Source organism: Catenulispora sp. GP43, assembly GCF_041260665.1.
GTDB lineage: Bacteria > Actinomycetota > Actinomycetes > Streptomycetales > Catenulisporaceae > Catenulispora.
This window is the reverse complement of the sequence record NZ_JBGCCT010000016.1, coordinates 152,313-178,493: the sequence shown is the minus strand read 5'-3', so window position 1 is coordinate 178,493 and position 26,181 is coordinate 152,313. Positions and strand designations below refer to the sequence as shown.

Here is a 26,181-nt window from a genome sequence, read left to right as displayed (position 1 = left end):
GACGGCATCCCCATGCCGGCCAGGCGGGCCATGTAGTTTGCGAGCAGCCGCGACGCGGCAGCTCAGAGGGACATGCGAGAGGTGGCAAGTGAGCGGGCAAGCCGATGTGCGACCGCACGGGACCGACGCGGATCCGGCGGGACTCCCCCAGAGCTATGTGCTGCTGCACGGCTGGCAGAACCGCCGCCCGGCCGGCCACTGGCACCACTGGCTGGCCGAGCAGTTGCGCGCGGCCGGCCACCACGTCGAGTACCCGCAGCTCCCCGACCCCGACGAGCCCAAGCCCGGCCAGTGGGTGGACGCCATCGTCGAGGCGCTGCACGCGACCCGCGGCACCCGGCAGACCGTGGTCTGCCACAGTCTCGGGTGCCTGGCCTGGCTCCACCTGCGCGCCACCACGCAGTTCGCCGAGGCCGTGAACGTCGACCGGCTCGCGCTGGTCGCGCCGCCGAGCCCCCCGGTGGTCAGGTCCATCCCCGAGATCGCGTCGTTCGCCCCGCAGGCGGGGAGCGCCGTGCGGCCCCGCGAGCTGTGGGACGGCGTGCCCATCGGTGCCCGGCACGCCCGGCTGGTCCATTCGGACAACGACCGCTACTGCCCCGAGGGCGCTGATGTGTTCTACGGACGGCCGCTGGGCATCGTCAGCGATCTGATGCCCGGCCAGGGCCATCTGGACATGGACGCCGGGTACGGGAGCTGGCCCTCGATGCTCGCCTGGTGTCTGGACGAGCGGGCCCGGATCGAGCCCCGGCCCGCCGAGCCCGGAACCGTGGGCGGCCCTTAGGGTTGAGATCATGAGCGGGCTCGGCGCGGCGTGGTACCGCTCGATCAAGACGGCCTCCCGGTCGGGCATGCGGGTCGAGCGGGCGTTCAACGACCCGTCGGCCGCGCTGCGCTCCGGGTTGGGCGTGGCGATCGCCCTGTTCGGGGCGCTGGCCTGGCTCGGTCCGGCGCACGCCGTGCTGCCCGCGCTCGGCGCGCAGCTGACCGGGATGACCAGTGTGCTGCCCGGGTACCGGCGCGGGCCTGGGCTGGCCACGGTGACCGCGCTCGGGCTGTTCGCCAGTGCGTTCGCGGGCAATGCCGTGGCGCCCTGGCCGGTGCTGTTCGTCCTCGTGCTCGCGGTGTGGGCGTTCGGGGCCGCGATGTTCTGGGCGCTGGGGGCGGCGCCGGGGATCGCCGCGTCGATGACCGTGCCGGTGATGCTGACGATCGCGCGGCCGCCGCGCGACTTCGGGGACGCCGTCCAGTTCGCGCTGCTCATCGGCGGTGGCGCCGCGGTGCAGGTGGTCCTGGTGGTGGTCTGGCCCGACCGCTCCTGGAACGCGCAGCGGGGCGCGCTGGCCGATGCCTGCGCCTCGGTGGCCGACTACGCGCGCCGCCTGAGCCGGGACCCGGACGCGGTCTTCGACCCGAACGCGCTGGCCCAGGCCCGTGCCGCCGCGACGCTCACCCCGCGCCAGGCGCGCCGCCGGCCCTCGGAGCTGTCCGGCATCCGGGTGCTGATGGACGAGGTGCGTGCCGTGCTGGCGGCGCTCGCGCGGCCCGGCGGCCGGCGGCCCGAGGGCGAGCAGACGCAGGTCCGCGACCTGCTCGACGCCGCGGCCGGGGTGCTGGACACCGCGGCCGCGTCGATCCGCACCGGGTCGGTGGCGCCGCCGTCGACGGCGCTGCTCACCGCCATGGAGCGGGCGGCCCGCGACAGCACCGTCGGGGAGGCGGCCCGGGACGCGGCCGAGAAGCTGATCGACCTGCTGACGCAGATCGACGCGGTGCTGCGGCAGACCGGTGAGGGCGGCGAGGGCGAGCCGAACCGCCGGGGCATCCTGACCCGGCCCGACATCCGCCAGCGCCTGGCGGAGGCCGGCCGCACCATCCGGCACGAGCTGCGCCGCGACTCCCCGATCCGGCGGCACGCGCTGCGCGTGGCCGTGGTGGTGGCGGTGGCCGACGGGGTCGGCAAGCTGCTGAACGTGCAGCACGGTTACTGGGCCGCGCTGACCGTCATGATGGTGATGCGCCCGGACTTCTCGCAGACCTTCAGCCGCGGCGTGGCACGCTTCGCCGGCACCCTGGTGGGCGTCGCGCTCGCCTCGGCCGTCGTGGAGCTCTCCCATCCCGGGCCGTGGGTGGCCGCGCTGCTGGCCGTGGCGTGCACCAGCGCGCTGTATCTGGTGATGCAGTCCGGCTATCTGGTCGCCAGCACCCTGATCACCGCCTACATCGTCTTCCTGCTGTCGATGGACGGCCTCGCCCTGGCCAGCACTGTGCGCGAACGCGTCGCGCTGACGCTGTTCGGCGGACTGATCGTCTTCGCCTCCTACGCGCTGTGGCCGTCCTGGCAGACGGTCACCCTCGCCGGCCGGCTCGCCGACTTGATCGAGACCACCGGGGTCTACGCGGCCGGCGCGATCGAGGCGGTGGCCGTGCCGGGGCGGGGCAGCCGCAGGCGGGCCCGCGAGGCCCTGCTCAACTCGCGCGACGCGTACCTGGCGCTGGAGTCGGCGGCGATCGCGGCCGCCCAGGAGCCGGTGCGCGACCGCGGACCGAGCCGGGAGGGCCTCACGCGGGCCCACCGGGCGCTGGCCCGCCTGTTCGAGGCGGCCGTCGTCCTGCAGACGCACCGGCCCGCCGACGACGAGCCGCCCCGGCCCGCGGGCACTGCGTTCGCCCACACCCTGCGCGACGCGCTCGTCGCCACCGCCTCGCAGGTCCGCCACGGCCAGACCGTCGACGCGACGGACCTGGACAGCGCGTTGCAGAAATGGCGAGCGGCAGCCGACGGCACGCCCTCACCGATCCTGCGGGACGTCACCCGCCTCGCCGCCGAGGCGAATCACTTGCAGGAACTGTTGATCACGCTCGATACGGCCAGGTGAGTGGTCCCGCCGCGGGCCCGCAGGTCCGCCGGGGACACACCCCAATGCCGCTGGAACGACTCGCTGAAGTGCCGGCGGTCCAGGTAGCCGCAGGAGCGGGCGATCGCGCCGATGGGGGTGTCGCGGTGTCCGGGGTCGCAAAGCAGTTGCGCGGCGGCCTCCAAGCGGCACCGGGCCAGGTAGGCGTGCACGGTGCAGCCGGCGTACTTCCGGAACAGCCGGGCGGCGTGGCGCTCGCTCAGGTGCACCTGGGCGGCGACCTCCTGTATACGCACCGGCCGGTGGTAGTTGTCGTGCAGGTAGCGGACCATCGTGGTCACGGTCGGCCCGCCCGGGGTGGCGGGAGCCTGCCGAGCCGGGAGGCGTGAAGGAGGTTCGCTGAGGGCGCGGGCGGACGCGACGACGAGCGTCGAGGCGAGCGAGCCGATCATCTCCGCACTGCCGGGTCCGGGGTCGGCGGCCTCCCGGGCGAGCAGCAGCAGGATCTGCGGGACGGGACTGTCGGCGGCCTCCGCGATCCGGTTCTCCCCGGTGGTGAAGGCTTCCATGAGGGCGGCGGCGTCAGCAGTCGTGTTCCCTGTACCGCCGTCCTGGAGGACGGCCCAGGACCAGTAGACGATGCCCATCGGGTCCTCGTCGTCGGCGACGATGTCGTGGACGTCGCCGGGCCGGGCCAGGAACAGCTCGCCCGGCCCGACCGGCCGCTCGGTGCCGCCGACCCGGAACGTGCCGTGCCCGGCGTAGGTGTAGCAGAGCTCGTAGCAGGAGTGCACGTGCGGGAAGTTGCGCCACGGCTCGGGGGCGTAGAAGCCCCAGTCGACGAACTCGATCCGGCGGCCGGCGAGGCGGACCCCGATCCGTTCGGCGCGCAGGCGGCGCAGGGCCGCCCCGGAACGGCGCAGGCCGTCCGCCGCCGTCGGGTCCGCGCCGCGCGCCTCGCCGCCGCCGGTGCTCACGGGCGGCGGCCGGTGGGGTCGACGCCGCGCAGGATCATGCCCTGGCCGAGGGACCACTGGTGGTCGTCGTTGGCGGGCCGGTCCTCCGGGTCGCGGTACTGCACCAGCCAGGTGACGCGCTCCTGGTCGGAGGTGTTCAGGCCGGAGCCGTGGACCGTGAGGTAGGTGAAGAACAGCACGTCGCCGGCTTCAGCGGGGCACGGCACGGCGTCGCCGAGCGGCCACTGGTCCGGGGACAGGTGCCAGCTTCCGTCCTCGATGTGCTCCAAGGGGCCTTCGAGGTGGCTGCCCGGCACGACGCGGACGCAGCCGTGCTCTTCCGCCGCATCGCTGAAGTGGAAGATCGCCGCGGCGACCGTGTCCTTGGCGTGCGGGAAGAACGGGTGGTCCTGGTGCATGGGGAACGGCGAGCCGTTCTCCGGCGGTTTGACGAACATCTTGGTGTGGTGGAGCTGCACATTGGGGCTGCCGTTCAGGGCCGCGGCGGTGTCGGTGAAGCGGCGGTCGACGAGCAGCTGCGCGAAGGCGGCGGAGTGGAACTGCGTGTCGTGGCAGTGCCGCAGCCGGGTGGCGGCGGTGCCGGCGGCTTCCCGGGCGCTGCCCCACGTCGGGTCCTCGGTGTCGTTGAGACGGCCCAGGAGGTCGTGGCACTCCTGCCGCATCGCGGCGGCCTCGCCGGCGTCGAGGATCCCCTTGACGAGCAGGTAGCCGTTCTCGCGGTAGAAACGGACATCGGCGTCGGTGATCGGGTAGCGCGCGGCGGTGGTGGCGGCGGCTTCGGGTGCGTCCTGGATGTGCTGTTCGGCCATGTCTCGACGGTAGGTGGGGCGGCGGTGATCGCAGAGCGGTTCCCCGGCCACGGGGGTGGGGAATCCGGACAGGCTACACCCGCCGAATCCGGCGGCGGCCCCAGCCGGACCGCCCCGACCGGCCGCGCCGATCGGGCGTATTCGAACCCTGTCGCCCTCGCTACCGTGAATCACCGCTCGGCAGCCCGACTCCCGCCGCCGACAGCAGAGATCGGAGTACGCCGGTGCAGGATGTCGCGACTTTCCCCACCAAGAGCGCCGCGCCGCCGGCCAGCCGGGCCGAGTGCGCCGCGCTGGACGCCGCGGACCCGCTGGCCGCGATCCGGGACGAGTTCGTCCTGCCGGAGGGGGTCGTCTACTTCGACGGCAACTCTCTCGGCGCGCTCCCCCGGCGGACCATGGCCGGGGTCACGCGGATGATCGAGCAGGAGTGGGGGCAGGGCCTGATCCGCAGCTGGAACGGCGTGGACTGGTACCCGATGCCGCACACCATCGGCGAGCGGGTGGCCCCGCTCATCGGGGCCGCCGCCGGGCAGACCGTGATCTGCGACTCCGTGTCGGTCAACCTCTTCAAGATCCTGATCAGCGCGCTGCGGATGCGCCCCGGGCGCACCGTCCTGGTGTCCGAGCTCGACATCTTCCCGACCGACCTGTACATCGCCGAGGGCGTGGGCCGGCTGGTCCCCGGCAGCGGGCGGCGGCTGATCGGGCAGGACGGCCCGGACCTGGAGTCCGTGCTGGGCCCGGACACCGCCGCGGTGCTGCTCTCGCACGTCGACTACCGCACCGGGCGCCTGCACGACATGGCCGCGATCACCGAGCAGGTGCACCGGCACGGGGCCCTGATGATCTGGGACCTGTGCCACTCGGTCGGCGCGATGCCGATCGAGCTGGACGCCTGCGGCGTGGACTTCGCCGTCGGATGCACCTACAAGTACCTCAACGGCGGCCCCGGCTCGCCGGCCTTCCTCTACGCCGCGTCGCGCCATCAGGACTCCATCGACCAGCCGCTGCTCGGCTGGTCGGGGCACGCCGACCCGTTCGCCCTGGAGCCCGGGTACACCCCGGTGCCGGGCGTGGGGCGGTTCCTGGCCGGGACCCCGCCGATGCTCAGCTTCGCCGGGCTCCTGGCCGCCCTGGAGGTGTTCGAGGGCATCGACCTGCACCAGGTGCGGGCCAAGAGCCTCGCCCTGGCCGAGCTGGTCATCGCCCGCGGCGACGAACTCGGCCTGGACCTGGCCACGCCCCGCGAGGCCGGCCGGCGCGGCAGCCACGTCACCTTCCGGCACGAGCACGGGTACCAGATCGTGCAGGCGCTGATCGAGCGGGGGATCATCGGGGACTTCCGCGCCCCGGACCACATGCGCTTCGGGCTGACGCCGCTCTACACCGGCTTCTGCGAGGTCTGGGATGCCATGGACGCGATGGCCGAGATCCTGGCCTCCCAGTCCTGGCGCGACGAGCGCTTCGGGCGGCATGGGATCGTCACCTGAGCGCCTCGGCGTCTGAACACCGCGGTATCTGAACACCGCGGTATCTGAACACCGCGGTATCTGAACACCGCGGTATCTGAACACCCGGCACCTGAGCGCTTCAGCGGCCCTGATCGACCGCTCCGACGGGGCGCCCATCCCGGGCTGGTCGAGCCCTGAGATCCACCGTTGACTGACAATCCGGACCCGCCCCGGGGCGGACTGTGAGCGGAGGCGGATGGCGATGTCGGCGGCGGTGTCGATGGACGAGCCCGGCCTGGAACGGGATCTGGCGGCGTGGTCGGCGGCCCCGGTCCCGGCGTGCTTCCCGTACCTGCCCGTGGTCGGCGCCTACCACCGGGTCGGCAAGCATTTCGTCGCCGCGAGCCTGCTCAAGCACCTGGACGTGGCCCGCTCCGCGCTGTCGGAGAGCTCTGACACGAAGACCTCCGACACGAAGACCTCCGACACCGATCCGCAGGCGCCGGTGCTGGCAGCCTTCCTGGACGTCCTGCTCGACAAGTTCGACGAGCGCTACGACTACCAGACCTACCTGGCCCTGAGCCTGCTGCCGATGCCCGACGGCGGCCCGGCGCCGCTGGAGGCCGCCACCGGCGGCAGCGCGCAGCGGCAGCACGACCGGCTGCTGGTCCAGCTCGGCGCCGACGCGCTCGCCTTCGAGCTGGCCGCCCTGGACGGCCACACCGCGCTGTTCCCGCATCTGCGGCCCGACCCGGCGGTCGCGGCCAAGCGGTGCCGGCTCGGGCTGCGCTCCCTGGGCCCGGCGCTGGAGCGGCTGGGCCTGGCACGGGACCTGGAGCCGGCGCTGCGGCCGGGGCCGCAGGACGACCTGCTGGCCGCCGCGCGGCGGATCTGCGCGCGGGTGCGCGCCGACGCCTCGCCGCAGGAGCGCCGCGTCGTCGGCCTCACGGTCCTGCCGGTGTGGATCTCGCACGACGAGTACCTGTTCATCAGGGTCCTGCAAGCCTTCGAGACCCGCTTCGCACTGCTGGCCGTGCGCCTGCGCGCGGCCCTGGCCGCACTCGCGATCGGCCGCCCGCGCACGGCCGCGGCCGAGGTCCGGAACGCACAGGCCGGGCTGGAGGAGTCCTTCCGGCTGTTCTCCCTGCTGGCGACCATGCAGGTCGCCTCGTTCCAGGAGTTCCGCCGCTACACCGAGGGCGCCAGCGCCATCCAGTCCCGCAACTACAAACTCGTCGAATCGCTGTGCCGGATCCCGGACGAGGACCGGCTGGACTCCGCCGCCTACCGGTCGGTGCCCGAGCTGCGCGAGCGCATACTCCAGGGCCCGCCGAGCCTGGACGACGCGGTCTGGCTCGCCTGCCGCGACGGCGAGCTGACACCCGCCGAACGCCGGGATCTGACCGGCGCGCTGCACGGCTTCGCCGCGCGCGTGGTGCAGTGGCGTCAGACGCACTACAGCCTGGCGGTGCGGATGCTCGGCGACCGGCCGGGCACCGGGTACACCGAGGGCACGCCGTATCTGAAGCAGGTGCGCGCCGTGCCGGTGTTCCAGAAGACCGACCCGGACTGCTAGTGGTCCGGTCTGGAGATTCGACGCGCCCTGTGGGGGTGGTTGGGGCTTGGCAGGTGCGGTTTGTTCGCGGGTTGACAGTCAAAGGCGTTCTTTGACGGCTTCGCGCGGGTTGAAGACGGATCCGCTGGTGGCGCAGTTCGGTGGCGGGTCGGGTTGGGTGGGGGCGGCGGTGGTGTGGGTGGGTGGTCGGGTCTACTGCCACAGTCAAAATCAAGAGCCACAGTCAAGAGCGCCTCCGGCGGCGCCTGCGCGGCGAGCGGCCTCGCTCCGGGGGGTGGGGGCCGCGCTGGCTGGCGGCGGACGCTGCTTGTGGTCGCCTTCGTCCCGGATCCCCCGTCGCATCGTCGCCCGGAGGGAACCATCCCGGCCTGGGCGGTGTCAAGCCGGATCACACGCTGCTGTGGTCGTCTGCCGTGCGGCTGGACACCGCCCAGTCCGGGATGGTTGTGCAAGCACCGCCGACGCGACGGGGAATCCGGGACAACCCCCGCCTGTGGTGTGAACGGGGTCCACTTCGCGAGGCACAGCGGCGGCCAGACGGTGTGTGCACAAGGCGCGGGAACCCTTCCCACAGGCGGGGTTGTCCCGGATCCCCCGTCGCGTCGGCGGGCGAAGCCAAGCTGACCGGGCCCGTGGTGTCAAGCCGCACGTCACAGCACCACAGCAGCGTGTGATCCGGCTTGATACCACGGGACCGGTCTGCTTCCGTTAGGCGGCGATGCGGCGGGGGATCCGGGACGAAGGCGACCACAAGCAGCGACCGCCGCCCGACTACGCGGCCCCCACCCCCCGGAGCGAGGCCGCTCGCCGCGCAGGCGCCGCCGGAGGCGCTCTTGACTGTGGCTCTTGATTTTGACTGTGGCAGTAAACCCGGCCACCTGCCCAGACCATCAGCCGCCACCGCAGCCACGACCACCGCCCCACGACCGCGCCACCAGCGGATCCGTCTTCAACCCGCGCGAAGCCGGCAAAAAATGAACGTGGAGCCAACCAGGATCCGCCCGGGTGCGGCGACGAATCCCCGACCCGGGCCGCCGACACACCGCCGACACATCGCCGACACACCGCTAACGCACGTACATCAGGCCCTTCTGCAGCACGAACGCCACCGCGACCGTCCGGTTCGGGCAGTTGAGCTTGGCCAGCACCGCGCCCACGTGCCGTTTGACGCCGTGCTCGGACATGCTCAGCCGGCGCGCGATCTCCTTGTTGCTCAGGCCCTCGACCAGCAGTTCCAGTACCTCCAGCTCGCGCGGGGTGAGCAGGAACTGGCGCCGGATCGGCTCGGACTCCACCGAGCGCAGCCGGGACAGCAGTCCCTGCGCCAGCGAGGGCGGGACCGGGGCCTGGCCGCGGGCGACCCGCACCAGGGTGTCGGCCAGGGTGGAGGCGGTGAGCTCGGACTCGAGCAGGAAGCCGTCCGCGGGCATCGCCACGGCCTGCGCCACCACCTCGGGCGTGGGCAGGTCGTAGTCGCGCAGCACCACCAGGGTTCTGGCGTGGTTGCGGGCCGCGCCGGCGGCCAGGACCTCGAAGTCGCCGTGCGGCAGCGGGGGCGAGGTCACCAGGACGGCGATCCGCTGGGTCTCCACCAGGGTCACCGCCTGCACCGGGTCGGCGCACTCCTGCACGTGCTCCACTCCGGGCAACCGGCCGACCATCGCTGCCAGCCCTGACCTCATCAACTCGCTGCCCGCGGCGATCAGCACGCGCAAGGCGCCTCCCGGAGGTGTGGGCGCACGGCCGGTCCCGGTCGGTGCGCCGCGCGAGCGCCGCGGTGAGGGGGGCGAGGACTCGATCACGCGCCGTGAACGCGACCATTCTTACCCCCTCCCCCCCGCTTTGTCAGTACTCGACGACACAACCCGAGGGAAAATGCCGACCCGCTCGAGCGCACTGGACGGGGTACCCGTTCGGGGCACCGGTGTGGGTAGCCGCTTGGGGATGTCCACCCTTGCCGATCACTTCGTACGATGCGGAAACCGCAGGACCCAGCGACGAAGGGCAGGGGGCGCATGCCGGTGCACTCCGCGCCGATCAGGTCCGAGCCGGGCGGTCCGGCGCGGCCGATCGCGGACCTGAGCTACAACGAGCTCAACCAGATCGACCTGCTGCTGACCCTCCAGCAGCCGATCCCCGGAGCGCCGGACGCGCTCTTCTTCGTCGCCGCGCACCAGATCACCGAACTGTGGTTCAAGGTGATCCTGCACGAGCTCGACGGCGCGCGCCGAGCGATGGACGCCGACGCGCTGCCGGAGGCGCGGCGCCGGCTGGCCCGGGTGGCGCGCGGCGAGGAGGTGCTGGTCTGCCATCTGCGTGCGGTCGGCACCATCACCCCGGGCGACTTCGCGCTGCTGCGTGCGCAGCTGGGAACCTCCAGCGCGTACGAGTCCGCGCAGTTCCGTGAGATCGAGTTCGTCTCCGGCCGCAAGGACGCCCGCTTCCTGGAAGGTCCCCGGGTGACCGGGGCCGAGCGGGCCCGGCTGGCCGCCCGGCTGAGCGAGCCCTCGCTGGCCGACGCCTTCGAGGCGCTGCTGGACCGGCGCGGCCGGCCCGACCTGGCGCGGGTGCTCGCCGGGGACGCCGACCCCGAGCTCGGCGCGCTGATCGAGGCGCTGATCGAGCACGACGAGGGGTTCGCCCGCTGGCGGCACGGCCACGCCCTGATGACCGAGCGGATCATCGGCTACCGCGCCGGCACCGGCGGGACCGGCGGCGTGGACTACCTGCGCTCCACCGTCGGCGAGCGCTTCTTCCCGCAGCTGTGGGCGGCGCGCTCCGCTGTTTACGACTCCTGACATAAGGGCCCTGTTTCACGGGCTGTTCTCCGAGCTGTTCCCCGAAGCACGACCGAGACGAAGTGGTGAGGCGAAAGCCGATGAGCGACACACCCGCCGGCACCCTCGGCGACCTCCCCGACCTGGCCGCGGACAAGCACGGGCAGACCGCGTTCCTGTGCGACCAGCCCTGGCTCGGCTACGGCGGGCCGGTGCTGGACGTCGCCGGCTTCGCGCGCGCCGTGCACGACTACGCCGACCGCTTCTGGGCGGCCGGGATCCGGGCCGGGGACACGGTGGTCGTGGTGCAGCGCAACCACATCGAGGTGCAGGCGCTGGCGTGCGGTCTGAACCGGATCGGCGCGCTGCCGGTGCTGCTGTCGGTCGGCATCGAGCCGGAGGAGATCGTCGAGTGCGCGGGCCGGCTCGCTCAGCCCTACCTCGCCGTGGACGCGGCCGGGGCGGCGCGGCTGGCCGGGCAGTCCGAGGCGCTCCAGGGGCTGACCAAGCGGATCCTGTTCCTCACCGAGGGCGGGGACCCGGCGGCGCCGGCGACATCGGCGGCGGCTGCGACGGCACCGGCGGCCGAGCCGGCCTGGGCCGCGCCGACCGGGGACCGCCAGGCGCACCGGCCCTCGCCGCGCGGCGAGGAGGACTGGGCGGTGGTCACGCACACCTCCGGGACCACCAGCGTGCCGAAGCTGGCCGCGCACTCGACCCGCTCGCTCTACGGCGTGGTCCGCTCCCAGATCGCCGCCTCGCGGGCCTTCGGCCAGGTCGGCCTGTCGGCCAAGCACCTGTCGTTCGTGCACGCCCGGACCTGCTCGATCGTGCTGGCGTTCCTGGAGGTGGCGATGCCGATCCTGGCGATCGGCGACGCCCGGCCCGAGCCGGTCCGCAAGCTGATGCTGGAGCACCGGCCGGACTCGCTGGAGACGCACCCGAACGTGTACATCCGGTGGGAGCCGGTGGCCGCGCATCCGTCCCGGCCGTTCAGCTCGGTCACCCGGTACGTCAGCACCTTCGACGCGATCCACCCGCGGACCGTCAAGGCCCTGATGGCCGGCTCGGACCAGCCCGGCGCCACCTACATCCAGGCCTACGGCCAGACCGAGACCGGCGGCGTGACCGCCCGGCTGGTGACGCGCAAGGAGGCACCCGACTACCGGCCGCGCGATGTCGGCTTCCCGATCGAGGGCGCCTCGGTGCGGGTCGTCGGCCAGGACGGCGAGCCGGTGGCCGCCGGGCAGGCCGGGGCGATCGAGAGCAAGACCATCGGCCGGTTCCGCGGCTACATCGGCGCCGAATCGCCGGTGGACGAGCAGTGGTGGCCGATGGGCGACATCGGCCGGATCAACCCCGACGGCTCCCTGGAACTGCTGGACCGGCTGGTGGACCACGCCGAGGGCACCGACAGCTTCCTGGAGGTCGAGGACACGGTGCTGGACCGGCTGCCGGAGCTGATCGAGCTGGTGATGCTGAAATCGGTCGGCGGGCACGACGCCGTCGCGGTGGCCTGTCCGCGCGACGGCGAGGCCCTCGACCCGGACCGGCTGCTCGACGCGCTGCGCCAGACCAGTCTGGGCGAGGTCCCGGTGTACGTCATGGACTTCGACGACCTGCCGCTCACCGGTTCCTACAAGGTGCGGCGCCTGCTGCTGCGCTCCCGCCTGGTCGCCTCGGGCGCCGCGCCCACGGTCGGGGTGCGCGCGTGAGCCACCTGTGGCAGATCTTCACCGACGCCGCCAAGCACGGCCGGTCGTTGTCCCTGCCGATGCAGGAGGGGCAGCCGGAGTTCACGCTCGCCGAGATCCTGGAGCGTGCCGAACGGAGCGCCGCCGACGTGGTCGAGCGGATCGGCCCGCCGCGGCGTCTCGGGGTCCTGATGAACAACGGCGAGCCCTGGGTCCGCAGTGCTCTGATGGCGTTCCGGCTGGACGCGGCGGTCGTCCCGCTCCCGCTGCCGGTCGGCTTCGTCGGCGCCGACGCCTACACCGCGCACCTGCGGCGGATCGCGGACAGCGCGGAGCTGGACGCCATCCTCGTCGACGACAGCCTGGGGCCGGCCATCGCCCGGCGGGTCGCGAGCTCGCTGCCGGACACGGCGTTCCTCGACATGACCGAGCCCGGCTCGGGGCAACCTGCGGGGCAGGCCGCGGGGCGGGCGCCGGAACCGCCGGCACTGGCCGAGGCGGACTCGACCCTGGCCGTGATCCAGTACACCTCGGGCAGCACCTCGGCGCCCAAGGGCGTGACCCTGACCCACGCGAACGTGGCCGCCGGCCTGGCGGCGGTGACCGGCGGCCTGGGCTTCACCGACGAGGACTGCTTCGGCGTGTGGATCCCGATGTTCCACGACATGGGCCTGTTCACGGTGCTCAGCAGTCTGGCCCGGGGCAACTCGGTCTGCCTGTGGCGCCCCCGGGACTTCGTGCGCCGGCCGATGGTCTGGCTCGACTCCTTCGCGAAGTCGACCGCCACGGTGATGGCGGCGCCGAACTTCTGCTACGACCTGCTGGTCGCGGCGGTGCGCCAGGATCCGCCGGCGGAGCTGGACCTGTCCAAGTGGCGCGTGGCCTGCAACGGCGCCGAGCCGGTCCAGCGGCGCACGCTCGAGGCGTTCCAGGAGGCGTTCGCGCCGTACGGCTTCCGGGCCGCGACCATGGAGCCGGTCTACGGCATGGCCGAGGCAACGCTGATCGTCTCGGCCGCCGAGCTGTCCGGCCGCTGGCGCGCGCTGAGCGTGGACCGGGACCGGTTGCAGGTCGGCGACGAGGTGCGGCCGCTGCCGGACGGCGCGGACGGCGCGCGCCCCGTCGTCAGCTGCGGCAGGGCGGCGCCGGGACTCAGCCTCCGGATATCGGAGCCGGGCCGGGTCGGCGAGGTCCAGCTCAGCGGGCCCGCGGTGACCGGCGGCTACCTGAACCTGCCCGCCGAGCAGCAGCCGTTCACCGCGGACGGCTGGCTGCGCACCGGCGACCTGGGCTTCCTGCACGACGACGAGCTCTACCTGGTCGGCCGGGTCAAGGACATGATCACCGTGCGCGGCCAGAACTTCTACGCCGAGGACGTCGAGGAGATCGTCCGCACCACGCTGGCCGCCGAGCGCTCCGGCGGCGGTGTGCTGCGCAGCGCCGCGATCCCGTGGACCGCCGGAGACTCCGGGGACGCCGGGGACGCCGACGGCGGCGAGGTGGAGCGCATGGTCGTGCTCTGGGAGACCGCGCCGGGCGACCAGGAGGCCGCCGGGCTCTCCCGCCTGGCCGCCGACCAGGTCCGGCAGCAACTAGGGCTGGACGAGGTGTCCGTGGTCCCGGTGCCCACGGCGGCGATCCCGCACACGACGTCCGGCAAGGTCCAGCGCCACGGGGCGCTCGGGCTCTACCGGAGCCTGGCCGACGACGCGACGAAGGGGTGAGGGCATGATCGGCTCGCCGGAGGACATCGACCATCTCGCCGTGGTGTGCACGGCACTGGCCGCGGAGGCCGACCCGGACCTGGACGGGATCGACCCGGACTGGCAGCTGGCCGCGATCCCCGGGCTGGAGTCGGTCAAGGCCCTGCGGGCCGTGGTGCGGATCGAGGACGCCTGCGGGATCGCGATCCCGGACGACTTCCTGTTCGAGACGAACACCGTGCGGCAGCTCGCCGACCTGGTGGCGCGGCTCGTGGAGAAGTCCCGGTGACGCCCCCGGGCCTGGAACGGATCGAACGGATCGAACGGATCGAACGGATCGAACGGTTCGAACGGGTCCCGAGCGAGTTCGCCCGGTACGCCGTCGACCTGGACGGCGCCGCGAGACTGCTCGGGCTGAGCACCGAGCGGACGGCCGAGCTGGCTCCGGAGGCGCTGCCGCACGAGGCCGACCCCGAGCGGGGGCCGTTGTTCGACTACGTCGACGTCATGAACCTGGCGCTGTTCGCGGGCACGTCGCGCGACAGCATCCCCGAACTCGCGCTGCGTTTCCTGTTGCGGTTCGCGTCCGGCGCGCGGCCGAGTTGGTACGAGCCGCGGCACTGGCTGGTGCGGGTGCGCGCGCCGCGGGCCGAGGGCGAGACCGTGCGTCTGCTCCGCCCCGACCTCGCCGCGCCCGGCGTCGAGGAGATCGACGCGCGGGCGCCGGTCGAGCCGCCGGGCTATGAGGTCGCCGTGCGCCTGACCGGTGCCGAGGCGACGGTCGGCGAGCCGGGGGTCCAGGCGATCTACGACGACATGCTCGAAGCGCTGCTGTCCGGCACGGTGGTCTACCAGTCCGTGAGCGAAGAGCTGCGCATGCTGCACGAGCGCGCGTGGGACCTCGGCATGGCCGACTGCGTGGTGGTCAGCAGGCTTCTGGCCCAGAGGCTGCGCGAGGCCGGCTTCCGGGCCCGCGCCCGGCGCGGCTACCTGCTCGGCCTGGTCGGCAGCGACCACTCCTGGTGCGAGTACTTCGAGGACGGCCGCTGGAAGACCCTGGACCTGGTGTTCGCGTTCCTGGCCGGCGGCGCGGGACACCGCCGGATCCAGGCCTCGCCGGAGTTCGCCGCCGCGTGCCGGGGCGGGCGCTTCAACCGGCTGCTGCCCTGCGAGGCCGAGGAGGCCGGTGCCCTGATCCTGTCGGGCGGCGAGCCGGCGCCGCCGTGGGCGCTGGCCGGTGTGAGCGCGCGCCCGTGGGAGGCGTGATGGCGGTCGACTGCGATCTGGCGCGCGAGATCGTGCGCGAGTACCTGGACCACCCGGCGTTGCTCGACCAGATCACCGACGAGGAGGACCTGGTCAACGCCGGGGTCAACTCCGGCGAGATCATCCGGGTCGCGCTCGGCTGCGAGAACCACCTGGACCGGCCGCTGACCGACGTCGAGCTGAGCCGGATCACCTCGGTGCGCTCGGTCGCGGAGCTGCTGGCACAGGCCCCTGATTCGGGTCCGCCGTCGGAAACAGGAGCCTGACATGTGGCTCACGGATGTCCTGGACCGCAACCGCCTGCGCCACCCCGACGGCATCGCCCTGCGCGACCGCAGACGCGAGGTCACCTGGGCCGAGCTGCACACCGAGGTCGGCGCGTTCGCCGGCGAACTGGCGCGCGCCGTGCCGGCCGGCAGCCGGGTCGTCGTGCTCAGCGGCAATCGGCTGGAGATGATCGAGACCTACCTGGCCTGCGCGGCGGCGGGAGTGATCGCGGTGCCGGCGAATCCGGCGCTGACCGCTCCGGAACTGGCCGGGATCCTCGAGGGCGTCGAGCCGGCGCTGGCCGTGGCCGACGAGGCGGGGCGGGATCGGCTGGCGCGCGAGCACCCGGGCCTGAAGACCATGCCGATCGAGCTGGTACCGCAGATGGCAGCGGCGCAGGGCCGATCGGCACAGCCTGCTGATTCGCCGCCGCGTCCGGGCTCCCTCACCGCCTCCTTCGCGATCATGCACACCTCGGCGACCACCGGCCGTCCCAAGGGCGTCGTCGTCGACCAGCGCTCGGTGCAGCTCAAGGCGCTGTCCTGGCTCGCCGAGGTGCACTGCGGCCCGGACACCGTATTCCTGGACGCGTGCCCGCTCTTCCACGGCAGCGTCGTCAATGCCCTGGCCTACCTCGGGGCGGGCGCGACGTTGTGCGTCCTGGACGAGTTCACCCCGCAGGCCTGCCTGAGCGCGCTGGAGCGGTGGCGGGTCCAGCACGTCCTGCTCGTGCCGTCCATGGTGCGGCTGCTGCTGGAAGCCAGAGCGCTGGCCACGACCGATCTGTCGGCGTTGGACCTGGTCGTGCACGCGGCCGCGCCGATGCCCGCGGAGCTGGCCGAGCGGGCCGCGGCCGCGCTCGGCGCCGGCCTGATGGCGGTCTACGGCATCACCGAGGGCGGAGGGCCCAGTCTGGCGCTGGAGCCCGCCGAGCGGCCCGGTCCGGCACCGGTGCCCGGCGCGGCGTGCGTCGGGCTGCCGATGCTCGGCGTCAGCGCGCGGATCGCCCGGGACGACGGGAGCCAGGCCGAGGCCGGCGAGATCGGCGAGCTGTGGCTCGGCGGGGACGGCCTGATGCTCCGGTACTGGCGCGACCCGCGGGCCACCGCCGAGGTCGTGCAGGACGGCTGGCTGCGCACCCGCGACCTGGGCTGCCGGGACGCCGCGGGCCTGATCTGGCTCGTGGACCGGCGCAACGACCTGATTCTGCGCGGCGGCCAGAACGTCTATCCCGCCGAGATCGAAGCGGTGCTGCGGGACAGCCCGCAGGTGGCCGACGCCGCGGTGGTGCCGGTGCCCTCCGCGGTCTGGGGGCAGGCGCCGTTCGCTTTCGTCCAGCCCAGCGCGCCGGGCGCCTTCGACGAGGCCGCCCTGCTCGCGCTCTGCGTCGCCCGGCTGGCCAGCTACAAACGGCCGGTGCGCTTCGTGGCGGTGGACTCCATCGCGCGCAGCCCCGCCGGGAAGATCCTGCGCGGCCGGCTGCGCGAACAGGCCGAAGCCCTGTCGGCCCCGGCCGGCGGACAGAGCGCGACCGACAGTCCATCCGACAGTCCATCCGACGGTCCCTCCGCCAGTCCATCCGCGCCGACCCGGACAGCAGGCCCCTGAATGACCGAGACGATCCTCGCCGACACCGACTGGACCGCCCCGCTCGGCGGCTCGGCGGTGCTGGCCGCCGACTACGACACGCACGACCAGCAGCTGCTGCGGCTCTACGCGCTGGGCAAGCAGCGCCAGTGGAACGCCGACTCCCGGCTGGACTGGAGCCTGCCGGTCGATCCGGACAACCCGCTGGGCATGCCGGACAGCTTCGTCTGGATCGCCGGCTCTGAGCTGTGGGACCGGCTGCCGGCCGCCGAGCACGGCGTGCTGCGCCGGCACGCCGCCGCCTGGGCCAGCTCGCAGCTGCTGCACGGCGAGCAGTTCAGCCTGGTCGCGGTCAGCAAGATCGCGCAGACCGCGCCGGAGGCGGACGCGAAGCTGTTCGCGGCCACGCAGATCATGGACGAGGCCCGGCACACCGAGGTGATCAACCGGCTGCTGACCGAGAAGATCGGCCTGCGCTACGGGCTGACGGGCTCGCTGGCCGCGCTGTTCGAGAACGTGGTGCAGGACGCGCGCTGGGACTTCTGCGCGCTCGGCGTGCAGGTCGTGCTGGAGAACCTGGCGCTGGCCACGCTCACCGTGCAGCGGGACCGCACCACGACCCCGCTGATCAGGCACCTGACCACGTACGTGATGCAGGACGAGGCCCGGCACGTGGCGTTCGGCCGGATCATGCTGCGCCGCGCCTACCGCGACCTGACCTCCGCCGAGCTGCGCGAGCGGGAGGAGTTCGTGGTCGAGTCCTGCTGGTCGCTGCGCGAGGGCTTCGTCGGCGAGGCGATCTGGAACACCCTCGACTACGGCGCCCAGGAATGCATCGCCATCGCCCGCACCTCCCCGGCGCTGCGCCAGTACCGGCGGCGGCTGTTCATGCGGATCGTGCCCGCGCTGCGCGACATCGGGCTGTTCGGCCCGGCGGTCCGGGACGCGCTGGAGAAAATGGGCGTCCTGGGCTTCGCAGAGCTCGACGAATCCCCGGCCGACTCGCTGGACGCCCTGGACGCCGCCGCCGAGGAGCTGGACCGCGGCGAGCGGGCCGCGCGGCAGGCCGAGATCGAGCAGATCGCCGCGCTCGGGGCCGCAGAAGCCCCCGAGACCCCCAGGACCCGCGAGAACCGCGAGAACCGCGATTATCCCGCCGATCAGGAGCCCAGAAGATGACCACCTCCGCCGCCGTCGCGGACCAGGCCTCCCCCTCCCCCTTCAGTGAACGCACCGCCCGGCGGGCCGTCTGGCTGGTGCTGAGCGCCACGTTCGTCGTCTCCGCGGACATCTCGATCGTCGCCGTCGCCGCCCCGCCGATCCAGCGCGGGCTGCACGCCAGCTCCGGGGACATCGAGCTGACCGTGGCCGCCTACCAGATCGCGTACGCGGCGCTGCTGATCACCGGCGGCCGGCTCGGCGACATCTTCGGCCGGCGCGCGCTGTTCACCTGGGCCTTCGCCGGGTTCGTGGTCACCTCCGCGGCCTGCGGCCTGGCCACCTCCCCGGGCCAGCTGGTGGCCTTCCGGGCGCTGCAGGGGGTGACCGCCGCGATGCTCTCGCCACAGGTGATGGCGACCATCCAGATCATGCTGCCGCCGGAGAAGCGCGCCGCCGCCTTCGGCGCGCAGGGCGCGATGCTGAGCCTGGCCACGGTCATCGGGCCGGTGTTCGCCGGGCTGCTGTACTCCGGGAACATCATGGGCCTGTCCTGGCGGCCGATCTTCCTGGTGAACGTGCCGTTCGGGCTGGCCGCGATCTGGCTCGGGCGGCGCTACCTGCCGACGCTGCGCAACCCCGAGGCCAAACGGCTCGACGTCACCGGCACCTGCCTGGTCGTGCTCGCCCTGGCCGCGCTCATGACCCCGCTGTCGCTGGGCGAGCAGTACCACTGGCCGCTGTGGTGCTGGCTGAGCCTGGCCGCCTCGCCGGTGCTGGTCCTGGCGTTCCTGCGATCGCAGCTGGCCCAGGAGCGGCGCGGGGGCTCCCCGCTGCTGCCGTCGGACCTGTGGCGGGACCGGGCGTTCCGCACCGGCGTGATGCTCTTCCTGCTCGCGTTCAGCGGGGTCGTGGCCTTCTTCCTGTACTACTTCACCCTGATCCAGACCGCGTACAACGTCTCGACGCTGTGGGCCGCGGTCACCACGGTCCCGGTCGGCATCGGCACCATCGCGCTGTCCGCGGCCTCGGGACGGCTGGTCCGCGCCTGGGGCGGACGGCGTGTCGCCTCGGTCGGCGCGGTCGTGTGCTGCCTGGGGGCGCTGTCGATGTTCGTACCGGTGGTCCTGGCCACGGACTCCTCGCTGGCGCTGTGGTCGATCCCCTCGCAGCTGGTGCTCGGCTCCGGGATCGGGATGCTGTTCGCGCCGCTGCTGTCGGTGGTGCTGGCCGGCATCCGCAGCACGCACGCCGGCGCCGCCGCCGGGCTGCTGGTGACGATGCAGATCGCCGGCGGGGCGCTCGGCGTCAGCGCGATGGGGGTGCTGTTCAACTCGCGGCTGCCCGGCGGGTCGACGGACCACGCGACGCATGGGCAGCTCTCCTCGGCGATGGTCCACGCGATGCTCTACGACCCGTTCTCGTTCCTGGCGGCGCTGCTGATCATCCTCGTGCTGCCGAGATCCGTTCGCAGTGCCGGTCGAGCTGCGGGAGCCGCACATGCCTGACGTTCCCACCGAACTGCCGCCGGTCACCCCTGAAGGGCTGCCCACCACGCATCGCGGGTTGCTCGACGCCATCATCGACGGCACGGCTCCCCGGCGCGCAGCCGTCGAAAGGCTCGCGCTCCCCGGCCTGGACACCTGGTCCCCCGGGCATGCCAGCGCCCTGATCGAGGTCGGTCCCGAGGTCACGTTCGGCGGCGGGTTCGTCTTCGGCGGCTATCTGTCCTGCCTGGCCGATCTGTACGCCGGGTTCGCGGCGATGACCGTACTGCCGGACGACCAGGTCTTCCTGACCGTGCAGCTGGATACGACGTTCCACGCGCCGGTCGCACCCGGCCCCGTGGCCATCGAGGCGAACGTCGCGGAACTCACGTCCCGGCGCGCGGTCGTCACGATCCAGATCAGCCAGCACGGAAAGCCCGCCGTCACCGCCACGGCGACCCAACTTCTCATCAAACCGCAGCCACCCAAAGGAGAGACTGTGGACGCCAACCAGCCCGCCGCCCCCGCCTACGCCGGCACCTACGTCGACCGCATCCTGGAGGTCTTCGCCGAGCACCCCGAGCGGGAAGCCTTCGTCCACGGCGACCGGCGCGTCTCCTACGACGAAGCCCGGCGCTCGGTCCACCGGCTCGCGGCCGCGCTGCGGCTGCGCGGGCTGAGCAAGGGCCAGACCGTGGCGCTGTTCGTCGGCAGCCGCCCGGAGTCGGTGCTGATCCAGCTCGCCGTGCACCTGGCCGGCTGCCGCCTGGTGTTCGTCGCGCCCGAACCGGCCGTCCCGGAGCAGGGCGCGTTCCTGGTGCGTGCCGAGGCCGACGCGCTGGTCATCGATCCGGGCATCGAGCGCGCTGTGCAACTCGCGAGTCTGCACGGACCGCGCGTGGTCCTCACAGCCGGTGCGGCGGACCTCGGCGAGGACCTGCTCGCCCTGGCCGACGCCCAGCCCGACGAGCCGCTGGCGGACCCGGCGCAGCAGGCCGACGTCTCCACCATCTTCTACACCGGCGGCACCACCGGCCGGCCCAAGCTGGTGCTGCACAAGCACAGCTACTACTTCGCGCTGATCCCGGCCAGCGAACGGCGCAAGGCCGAACTCCCCATCCCGCACCGCTTCCTGATCTGCACCCCGGCCAGCCACACCAGCGGCCACATCGCGGCGATCCTGACCATGCTGGCCGGCGGCACCGTGCTGCTGATGGACGCCTTCGACGCCGGCGAGGCCGTCGCGATCATGCAGCGCGAGCACGCCACCAGCCTCGGCGTCGTCCCGCCGATGCTCGGCGAGATCCTGGACCACCCGGCCTGCCCGGCCGACGGCTTCCCGGACCTGGTCCGCATCCACTACGGCGGCGCGCCGACCACCCCGGCCAGGATCCGCCAGGCGCTCGACCGCTTCGGCCCGGTCCTGCGCCAGGCCTACGGCCTCACCGAGATCCCGGTGATCGCCTTCCTCGAACCGGCCGACCACGACCCTGAGATCCCCGGCCGCCTCGGCTCCTGCGGCAAGCCGCTGCCCTTCCTGGCCGACCGCGCGGAGATCTCGCTGCGTGACGAGAAGGGCGAGGAGGTGGCGCAGGGCGAGATCGGCGAGGTCTGCGTCCAGGGCCCGCTGGTCATGGCCGAGTACCTGGGCGACCCCGAGCTCACCGCGCAGGCCCTGGCCGACGGCTGGCTGCACACCGGCGACCTCGGCTTCTTCGACGGCGAGGGGTACCTGCACCTGGTGGACCGGCTCAAGGACGTCATCGTCACCGGCCAGACCTCCGACAACGTCTTCTCGGTCCTGCTCGAGGACGTCCTCACCAAGGCGCCCGGCGTCCTCGGCGCGGCCGTGGTCGGCCTGCCGGACGAGGCCTGGGGCGAGGCCGTGCACGTCGCCTGCGTCCTGGACGGCAAGACCCCGGTCGACCCCGCCGACCTGCGCAAGCGCGCCGTCGAGGAACTCGGTCCGTTGTACGAGCCGAAGTCGATCCTGTTCGTCGACGCGCTGCCGTGGACGGCGATCGGGAAGATCGACAAGAAGGCGGTGCGGGAGATGCTGCTGAAGAGCCAGGGCTGACCTGAACGAGGGCCGGCTACTCCTCCCGGCCCTGCGTCCACAGGACCATGTCCTTGACGATCCGCTCGTCGACCGCGCCCGGGCCGCCGAACACCGAGATATGCCCGGCGTCGCCGTACACCTCTTCGACCTCGTCGCGCAGATCGGACATGAGCCAGGGCGAACCGTCGGCCAGGCGCGGGTCCGCCAAGACCAGGGGCTGGCTGGCGTTGGCCATGAAGGCGCCGCCGGTGAGGGCGTCCGGGAAGCTGGTGCCGCTGGCCACGCCCATCTGCTTGGGCGCGTAGTTGGCGTTGATGGCGTCGAAGACCAGATGCGAGGTCGCGTAGCGGTCCGCGCCGTGCAGGTCGGTGAGGGGGATGTGCGCCAGGTTCGCGTCCGCCCGCACTGCGGTCGCGGCCGGGCCGCCGACCGCGGTGACGGACTTGTGCCCGGCTACGAGCGCCGCTGTCTGCGGGTCGAGGACCGGACCGTTCGACAGGACGATCGCAGTGTGTTCCTTCGCCGCGAGCGGACCGGCGGTCAGCGCGTCGGGGAAGCTCGCGCCGTCGGCCACGACGATGTCCGCCGCCGACCCGATGTGGGCGGCGATGCGGCGGGCGGTGTCGAAGCGGTCGACGCCGCCGATGCGCTCGACGTGCACCGTGGACGGCAGCTGCGCGAGTACCGCGTCGGAGACCGCGGACGTGCCGCCGAGGACGTAGATCGTCTTGCCTCCGCTGCCGAACACACGGTTGATCTCGGCCAGGGTGGCCGCGTCGAGCTTGTGCGGGTCGGTCAGCAGCAAGGGGCCGTGGACGTGCGCGGCGAGCGGAACGCCGGCCAGCGCGTCCGGGAAACCCAGCCCGCTGGCCAGGACCACGGCGCCGGCGGACCCGGCGGACCACTGCGCCTGCGACACGGCGACGGCGGTCGAGTAGCGGTCGGAGCCCGCGACGCGGTGGACCGTGACGACCGGCTGGGCCGGCGGGACCACGGGCGGCGCCACGGTCACGGTGATGTCCGCGCGCGCGGTTCCCGACCAGCCGTTGGCGTCGGTGGCGTTCAGGGTCAGGTGGTAGGTGCCCGATTTCTGGTACTGATACTGGCCCTGCCAGTTGAAGCCGTTGGTGGTGTAGGGCAGCCCGACTCCGGTGACCGGAGCCCTCCCGTCCCCCATGGAGAGGCTGAAGTCGCTGGTAGGGCTCACGCCACCGAGCTCGATGTCGACCAGGCCGCCACCGTTGGGCACAGGGGTCACGGACAGCAGGGGCGTGAAGACCGTCGGCCGCACGAACACCTGCGAGGTGGACGTCGCCGTGGCGCCGCCGGCGTCGGTCGCGCTCGCGCTCAGCGTGTGCAGGCCTTCGGGGAGCGAGACGGTGTAGCTGCCGCCTCCCACTCCGTTCACCTGCTTCGCCGGGCCGCCGTCGATGCTGACGTCGACGGAGGTCGGCGTGTCCGGATACCAGCCGCCGGAGGTCTGTGCCTTGACCGTGACGGTCCGGTAGTTCGACGGGCTCAGGCCGCCGCTTCCCGAGATACTCAGCGCGAAGGGCTGCGTGTGGTACTCGTAGGCCCCGATGTCCGTGAAGGTCGGCGAACCGCCGCCGGTGTCGGTCACGCGCGGATCATCGATGCGCGCCAGTCCGTCGTTGTCGTGCGCCGGGGCGACCGAGCCGTCGCCGGCGTCGATCGCCGGCGAACCCAGCTTGAGGTGGAGGTCGTGCGGCCAGCCGAACCCGTTCAGCGACAGTTGCGGATCGCCGTCCTTGTCGTGGCCCACGGTGCCCGCCGGACTGGCGTCGAACGCCGCCCCGCTCGGGTACGCCGTTCCCGCCCACGACACGGCCGGGCCGTTCAGCCCGGCGGAGTCGAAGATGTTGTAGCCGATGCGGGTTCCGGTGGTCGCGGCGGCGTCGACGCTCACCGCCGGCACCGTCTCAGGATGGTCGGCCGAATCGCCGGTTCCGGAGAGGATGTTGTTCTCCACGACGGTCCCGGTCGAGGTCCCGGAGATCACGACCGGTGTCTGGGTACTGGCGAAGAACGTGTTGTTCAGCACCGAGTTGTCCGGGCTGTCGGTGATCGTCACCTCGGCGACGTCGCTCTGCTCGTCGGTGGCCAGGTTCTCCACGACGTCGCGGGTGCTGCCGCCGTCGATGACGACCTGCTGATGGGCATAGCTCGCGCTGACGCCGTCGACGACCGAGTCGGACGTGCCGGTGAGGTGGATCGCCCCGACCCCGCAGCAACGGCCTCCGTCCTGGTGCAGAACGATCCGCTGGGAGTCCACGACGTGGATCTCGTCGCCGCCCAGCGGCTGGCCGGAGGGCATGGCCGTCGCGCCGTCGATCTCCACATCGTGCTGACCGGTGACGGTGACCCAGGAGCCCGAGCCCCCGCTTTTGATGGTGATCGGCAGACCCGGGGTCCCGGAGCGGGTGACGTCCACCGCGCCGATCTTGTCCCCCGAGACGACGACGGTCCCGCCGGGAACCAGGAGCGAGGACGCCATGGCAGCGTGCACGCTGCACAGCGGCGCCGCCTGAACGAGGCCGGAGTTGCCGTCGTTGCAGGCCGCGGTGTCGGCATCGACATACAGAGTCGCGGGAGCGTCATCGGCACGCGCAGCCGGGATCGCGAGGATCGCGCCACCGAAGGTGGACAGGACGGCCGCCGCCGCCAGGCTTACGTGCCGATTCCGCATAGTGGATCCCCCCGAGTCGGGCCGCAAAAGTGGTTGATCATATCGGGCCCGACCCGGGTTGTCTCCGTGCTAGCCGAACGTGAACGAGTAGGCACTCAGCCCAGGTGAGAGCGTAATCGTCACAGTGCCGCGTTCCGAGTCGCTTCGATCTACGACGGTGTAAATGTCCGGAGCGCCGGACACCGGATAGCTCGTACTCTTCCCGTCGACCGTGGCGGTGATCGTGCCGGTGCCGCCGATGTCGAGGTAGACCTTTGCGGCGTTGAAGTTCAGGCGGATGCCGGCGTTCTGGCCGGATGCCAGGGACTGCGCGGCCACGGTCCAGGTGCCGGTCAGGGCGAAGGCGTCGTCGGGGAGGTCGGCCGGGTAGGCGAAGGTCTGCGTTCCGGATTGGAAGGTCCCGGACTTCCCCGGTGCGAAGTTGTTCGCGCGCTCGGCACCCAGGTAGGTCTCGGGGGTCTGGCTCTGGTCCGTGGGAGTCGTGTCGGGGACGTCGGTGGGCGGCGGGAGTGTGAGTCCGGCGGGGTGGGCGGCGGTGAGAAGCTTGCGGATCAGCGATTCGGTGTTCGAGTAGGCGCCCTCGCCGATCGAGGCGAAGCGGACCTCGCCGGTGGAGTCGATGAGGTAGTCGGCGGGCCAGGATTCGTTGCCGAAGGCGTTCCAGGTCGTGTACTTGCTGTCCAGGGCGACCGGATACGTGATGCCCAGGCGCTTCGCGCCGGCCGCGACGTCGCCGGGGTCGGCCTCGAAGGTGTACTCGGGGGTCTGCACGCCGATCACCACCAGGCCGTCGGCGGCGTAGTCGGTGTACCAGGCCTGCACGTGCTTGATGGCGCGCTGGCAGTTGATGCACGAGTAGGCCCAGAAGTCGACCAGGACCACCTTGCCCTGTAGCTCGGCCGGAGTGAGCGCGGCGTTGCCCTGAGTGTTGAACCACTGCTGGACGCCAGTGATCGCCGGCGTCTTGCCGCAGTCTCCCAACGCGCTCATCTCCGACTGCGCACACTTCGCGAGGGCCTGGGGCCCGGCCGGGGCCAGCGCGTGTGAGGCTCCTGACTTGTCCAGCGCGGCGTTCAGGTTCGAGGTGTAGTCGGGCACGGCGCGCTGCAGGGCGTCGGTGACGTTGAACGTCAGCGCCACAGCCAGCGCGATGACGACGACGCCCGCCGTGATGCGCACCCCCCGCTGCCGGTTGCGGAAGGCCCGAACCCGCTCGGCCACGCGCCGCCCGGCCAGCGCGAAGGCCAGCAGCGGAATCGCGGTGCCGACCGCGAACGCGACGGTGAGCGCGACCGTCCCGACCCCGATCCGCCCCGAGGCACCGGCGACGGTGATGGCCGCCAGCACCGGCCCCGCGCAGGGCACGTACACGGCCCCGAGCGCCAGCCCGAGCACGAAGCCGCCGTGCTCATCGGTCACGCGGCGCTGCGGGATGCGCGAGAACGGCCGCTCCAGCAGATCCTCCACGCGCTGGTTCATCATGGCGATGCCCAGCAGTACCAACACGACCAGACCGGCCCACCGGATGATGTCCTTGGGCAGCGGCAGGGCGCTCAGCACCAGAGTGCCCAGGAGCGTGAAGACGCTGAAGCTCAGGACGAGCCCGGCCACGATCAGATACGGACGCCGGCTGCCGCGCCGCGGCGAAGGCGATTCCGCTTCTCCCGCACGACCGGCGGCACCGCCGGTGAAGAACAAAACGGGCAGCATCGGCAGCACGCATGGCGAGATGCCGGTGATGAGGCCGCCGACGAGGCCGATCAGAACCAGAGTGAGCACGTCATCATCGTGCATGGGAAAAC

General features: G+C 72.5%; 19 protein-coding genes. 14 read left to right on the top strand and 5 right to left on the bottom strand.

Features of this window, described 5'->3' with window-relative positions; translation table 11 throughout:
* Positions 1 to 88: 88 nt before the first annotated feature.
* Entirely contained in the window at positions 89 to 784 is a 696-nt protein-coding gene (locus ABH926_RS29690) for an RBBP9/YdeN family alpha/beta hydrolase (RefSeq protein WP_370369151.1), read from the top strand.
* A 10-nt stretch (positions 785 to 794) separates the two neighbouring features.
* Positions 795 to 2,879 carry an FUSC family protein gene (locus ABH926_RS29685; protein ID WP_370369150.1) on the top strand — a complete coding sequence of 695 codons (2,085 nt, stop codon included), beginning with the start codon at positions 795 to 797 and terminating at the stop codon, positions 2,877 to 2,879.
* Here the strand turns inward: ABH926_RS29685 and ABH926_RS29680 are convergent.
* Positions 2,837 to 3,835: an AraC family transcriptional regulator gene (locus tag ABH926_RS29680; protein WP_370369149.1), complete on the bottom strand. Its 999-nt coding sequence runs from the start codon at positions 3,833 to 3,835 to the stop codon at positions 2,837 to 2,839. The genes ABH926_RS29685 and ABH926_RS29680 overlap by 43 nt on opposite strands.
* Complete coding sequence (locus tag ABH926_RS29675) at positions 3,832 to 4,644, bottom strand: phytanoyl-CoA dioxygenase family protein (protein ID WP_370369148.1); 813 nt, start codon at positions 4,642 to 4,644, stop codon at positions 3,832 to 3,834. Before ABH926_RS29675 ends, ABH926_RS29680 begins: the two co-directional genes overlap by 4 nt.
* A gap of 224 nt (positions 4,645 to 4,868) precedes the next feature.
* Here ABH926_RS29675 and kynU point away from each other — a divergent pair, with 224 nt between their 5' ends.
* Positions 4,869 to 6,137, top strand: coding sequence for a kynureninase (gene kynU / locus ABH926_RS29670; protein WP_370369147.1), 1,269 nt, complete (start codon positions 4,869 to 4,871; stop codon positions 6,135 to 6,137).
* Between the two features lie 217 nt (positions 6,138 to 6,354).
* Positions 6,355 to 7,674 carry a tryptophan 2,3-dioxygenase gene (locus ABH926_RS29665; RefSeq protein WP_370369146.1) on the top strand — a complete coding sequence of 440 codons (1,320 nt, stop codon included), beginning with the start codon at positions 6,355 to 6,357 and terminating at the stop codon, positions 7,672 to 7,674.
* A 1,067-nt stretch (positions 7,675 to 8,741) separates the two neighbouring features.
* Here the strand turns inward: ABH926_RS29665 and ABH926_RS29660 are convergent.
* Entirely contained in the window at positions 8,742 to 9,383 is a 642-nt protein-coding gene (locus tag ABH926_RS29660) for a LuxR C-terminal-related transcriptional regulator (RefSeq protein WP_370369225.1), read from the bottom strand.
* A gap of 306 nt (positions 9,384 to 9,689) precedes the next feature.
* Between ABH926_RS29660 and ABH926_RS29655 the strand changes: the two genes are divergently transcribed.
* The 10 genes from ABH926_RS29655 to ABH926_RS29610 all read left to right on the top strand — a co-directional run bounded on the left by ABH926_RS29655 (position 9,690) and on the right by ABH926_RS29610 (position 21,690).
* Positions 9,690 to 10,472 (top strand): tryptophan 2,3-dioxygenase family protein, encoded by a 783-nt coding sequence (locus ABH926_RS29655; RefSeq protein ID WP_370369145.1) that lies wholly within the window; start codon positions 9,690 to 9,692, stop codon positions 10,470 to 10,472.
* Positions 10,473 to 10,552: 80 nt separating this feature from the next.
* Positions 10,553 to 12,166 carry an AMP-binding protein gene (locus tag ABH926_RS29650; protein ID WP_370369144.1) on the top strand — a complete coding sequence of 538 codons (1,614 nt, stop codon included), beginning with the start codon at positions 10,553 to 10,555 and terminating at the stop codon, positions 12,164 to 12,166.
* Entirely contained in the window at positions 12,163 to 13,869 is a 1,707-nt protein-coding gene (locus ABH926_RS29645; protein ID WP_370369143.1) for an AMP-binding protein, read from the top strand. The genes ABH926_RS29650 and ABH926_RS29645 overlap by 4 nt, the downstream gene beginning before the upstream one ends.
* A gap of 4 nt (positions 13,870 to 13,873) precedes the next feature.
* Positions 13,874 to 14,137: an acyl carrier protein gene (locus ABH926_RS29640; protein ID WP_370369142.1), complete on the top strand. Its 264-nt coding sequence runs from the start codon at positions 13,874 to 13,876 to the stop codon at positions 14,135 to 14,137.
* Positions 14,134 to 15,114 carry a transglutaminase domain-containing protein gene (locus ABH926_RS29635; protein WP_370369141.1) on the top strand — a complete coding sequence of 327 codons (981 nt, stop codon included), beginning with the start codon at positions 14,134 to 14,136 and terminating at the stop codon, positions 15,112 to 15,114. Before ABH926_RS29640 ends, ABH926_RS29635 begins: the two co-directional genes overlap by 4 nt.
* Positions 15,114 to 15,380 (top strand): phosphopantetheine-binding protein, encoded by a 267-nt coding sequence (locus ABH926_RS29630; protein WP_370369140.1) that lies wholly within the window; start codon positions 15,114 to 15,116, stop codon positions 15,378 to 15,380. Before ABH926_RS29635 ends, ABH926_RS29630 begins: the two co-directional genes overlap by 1 nt.
* A gap of 1 nt (position 15,381) precedes the next feature.
* Positions 15,382 to 16,989 (top strand): class I adenylate-forming enzyme family protein, encoded by a 1,608-nt coding sequence (locus ABH926_RS29625; protein WP_370369139.1) that lies wholly within the window; start codon positions 15,382 to 15,384, stop codon positions 16,987 to 16,989.
* Positions 16,990 to 18,147 carry a ferritin-like domain-containing protein gene (locus ABH926_RS29620; protein WP_370369138.1) on the top strand — a complete coding sequence of 386 codons (1,158 nt, stop codon included), beginning with the start codon at positions 16,990 to 16,992 and terminating at the stop codon, positions 18,145 to 18,147. It begins immediately after the preceding gene.
* Positions 18,144 to 19,634, top strand: a complete 1,491-nt coding sequence (locus ABH926_RS29615) for an MFS transporter (protein ID WP_370369137.1) — start codon at positions 18,144 to 18,146, stop codon at positions 19,632 to 19,634. The genes ABH926_RS29620 and ABH926_RS29615 overlap by 4 nt, the downstream gene beginning before the upstream one ends.
* Positions 19,627 to 21,690 (top strand): AMP-binding protein, encoded by a 2,064-nt coding sequence (locus tag ABH926_RS29610; RefSeq protein ID WP_370369136.1) that lies wholly within the window; start codon positions 19,627 to 19,629, stop codon positions 21,688 to 21,690. The genes ABH926_RS29615 and ABH926_RS29610 overlap by 8 nt, the downstream gene beginning before the upstream one ends.
* Positions 21,691 to 21,706: 16 nt before the next feature.
* Here the strand turns inward: ABH926_RS29610 and ABH926_RS29605 are convergent, their stop codons facing one another.
* Entirely contained in the window at positions 21,707 to 24,379 is a 2,673-nt protein-coding gene (locus ABH926_RS29605; protein ID WP_370369135.1) for a cell wall-binding repeat-containing protein, read from the bottom strand.
* 69 nt (positions 24,380 to 24,448) lie between these two features.
* Positions 24,449 to 26,158 (bottom strand): LysE family transporter, encoded by a 1,710-nt coding sequence (locus ABH926_RS29600; RefSeq protein ID WP_370369134.1) that lies wholly within the window; start codon positions 26,156 to 26,158, stop codon positions 24,449 to 24,451.
* Positions 26,159 to 26,181 lie beyond the last annotated feature (23 nt).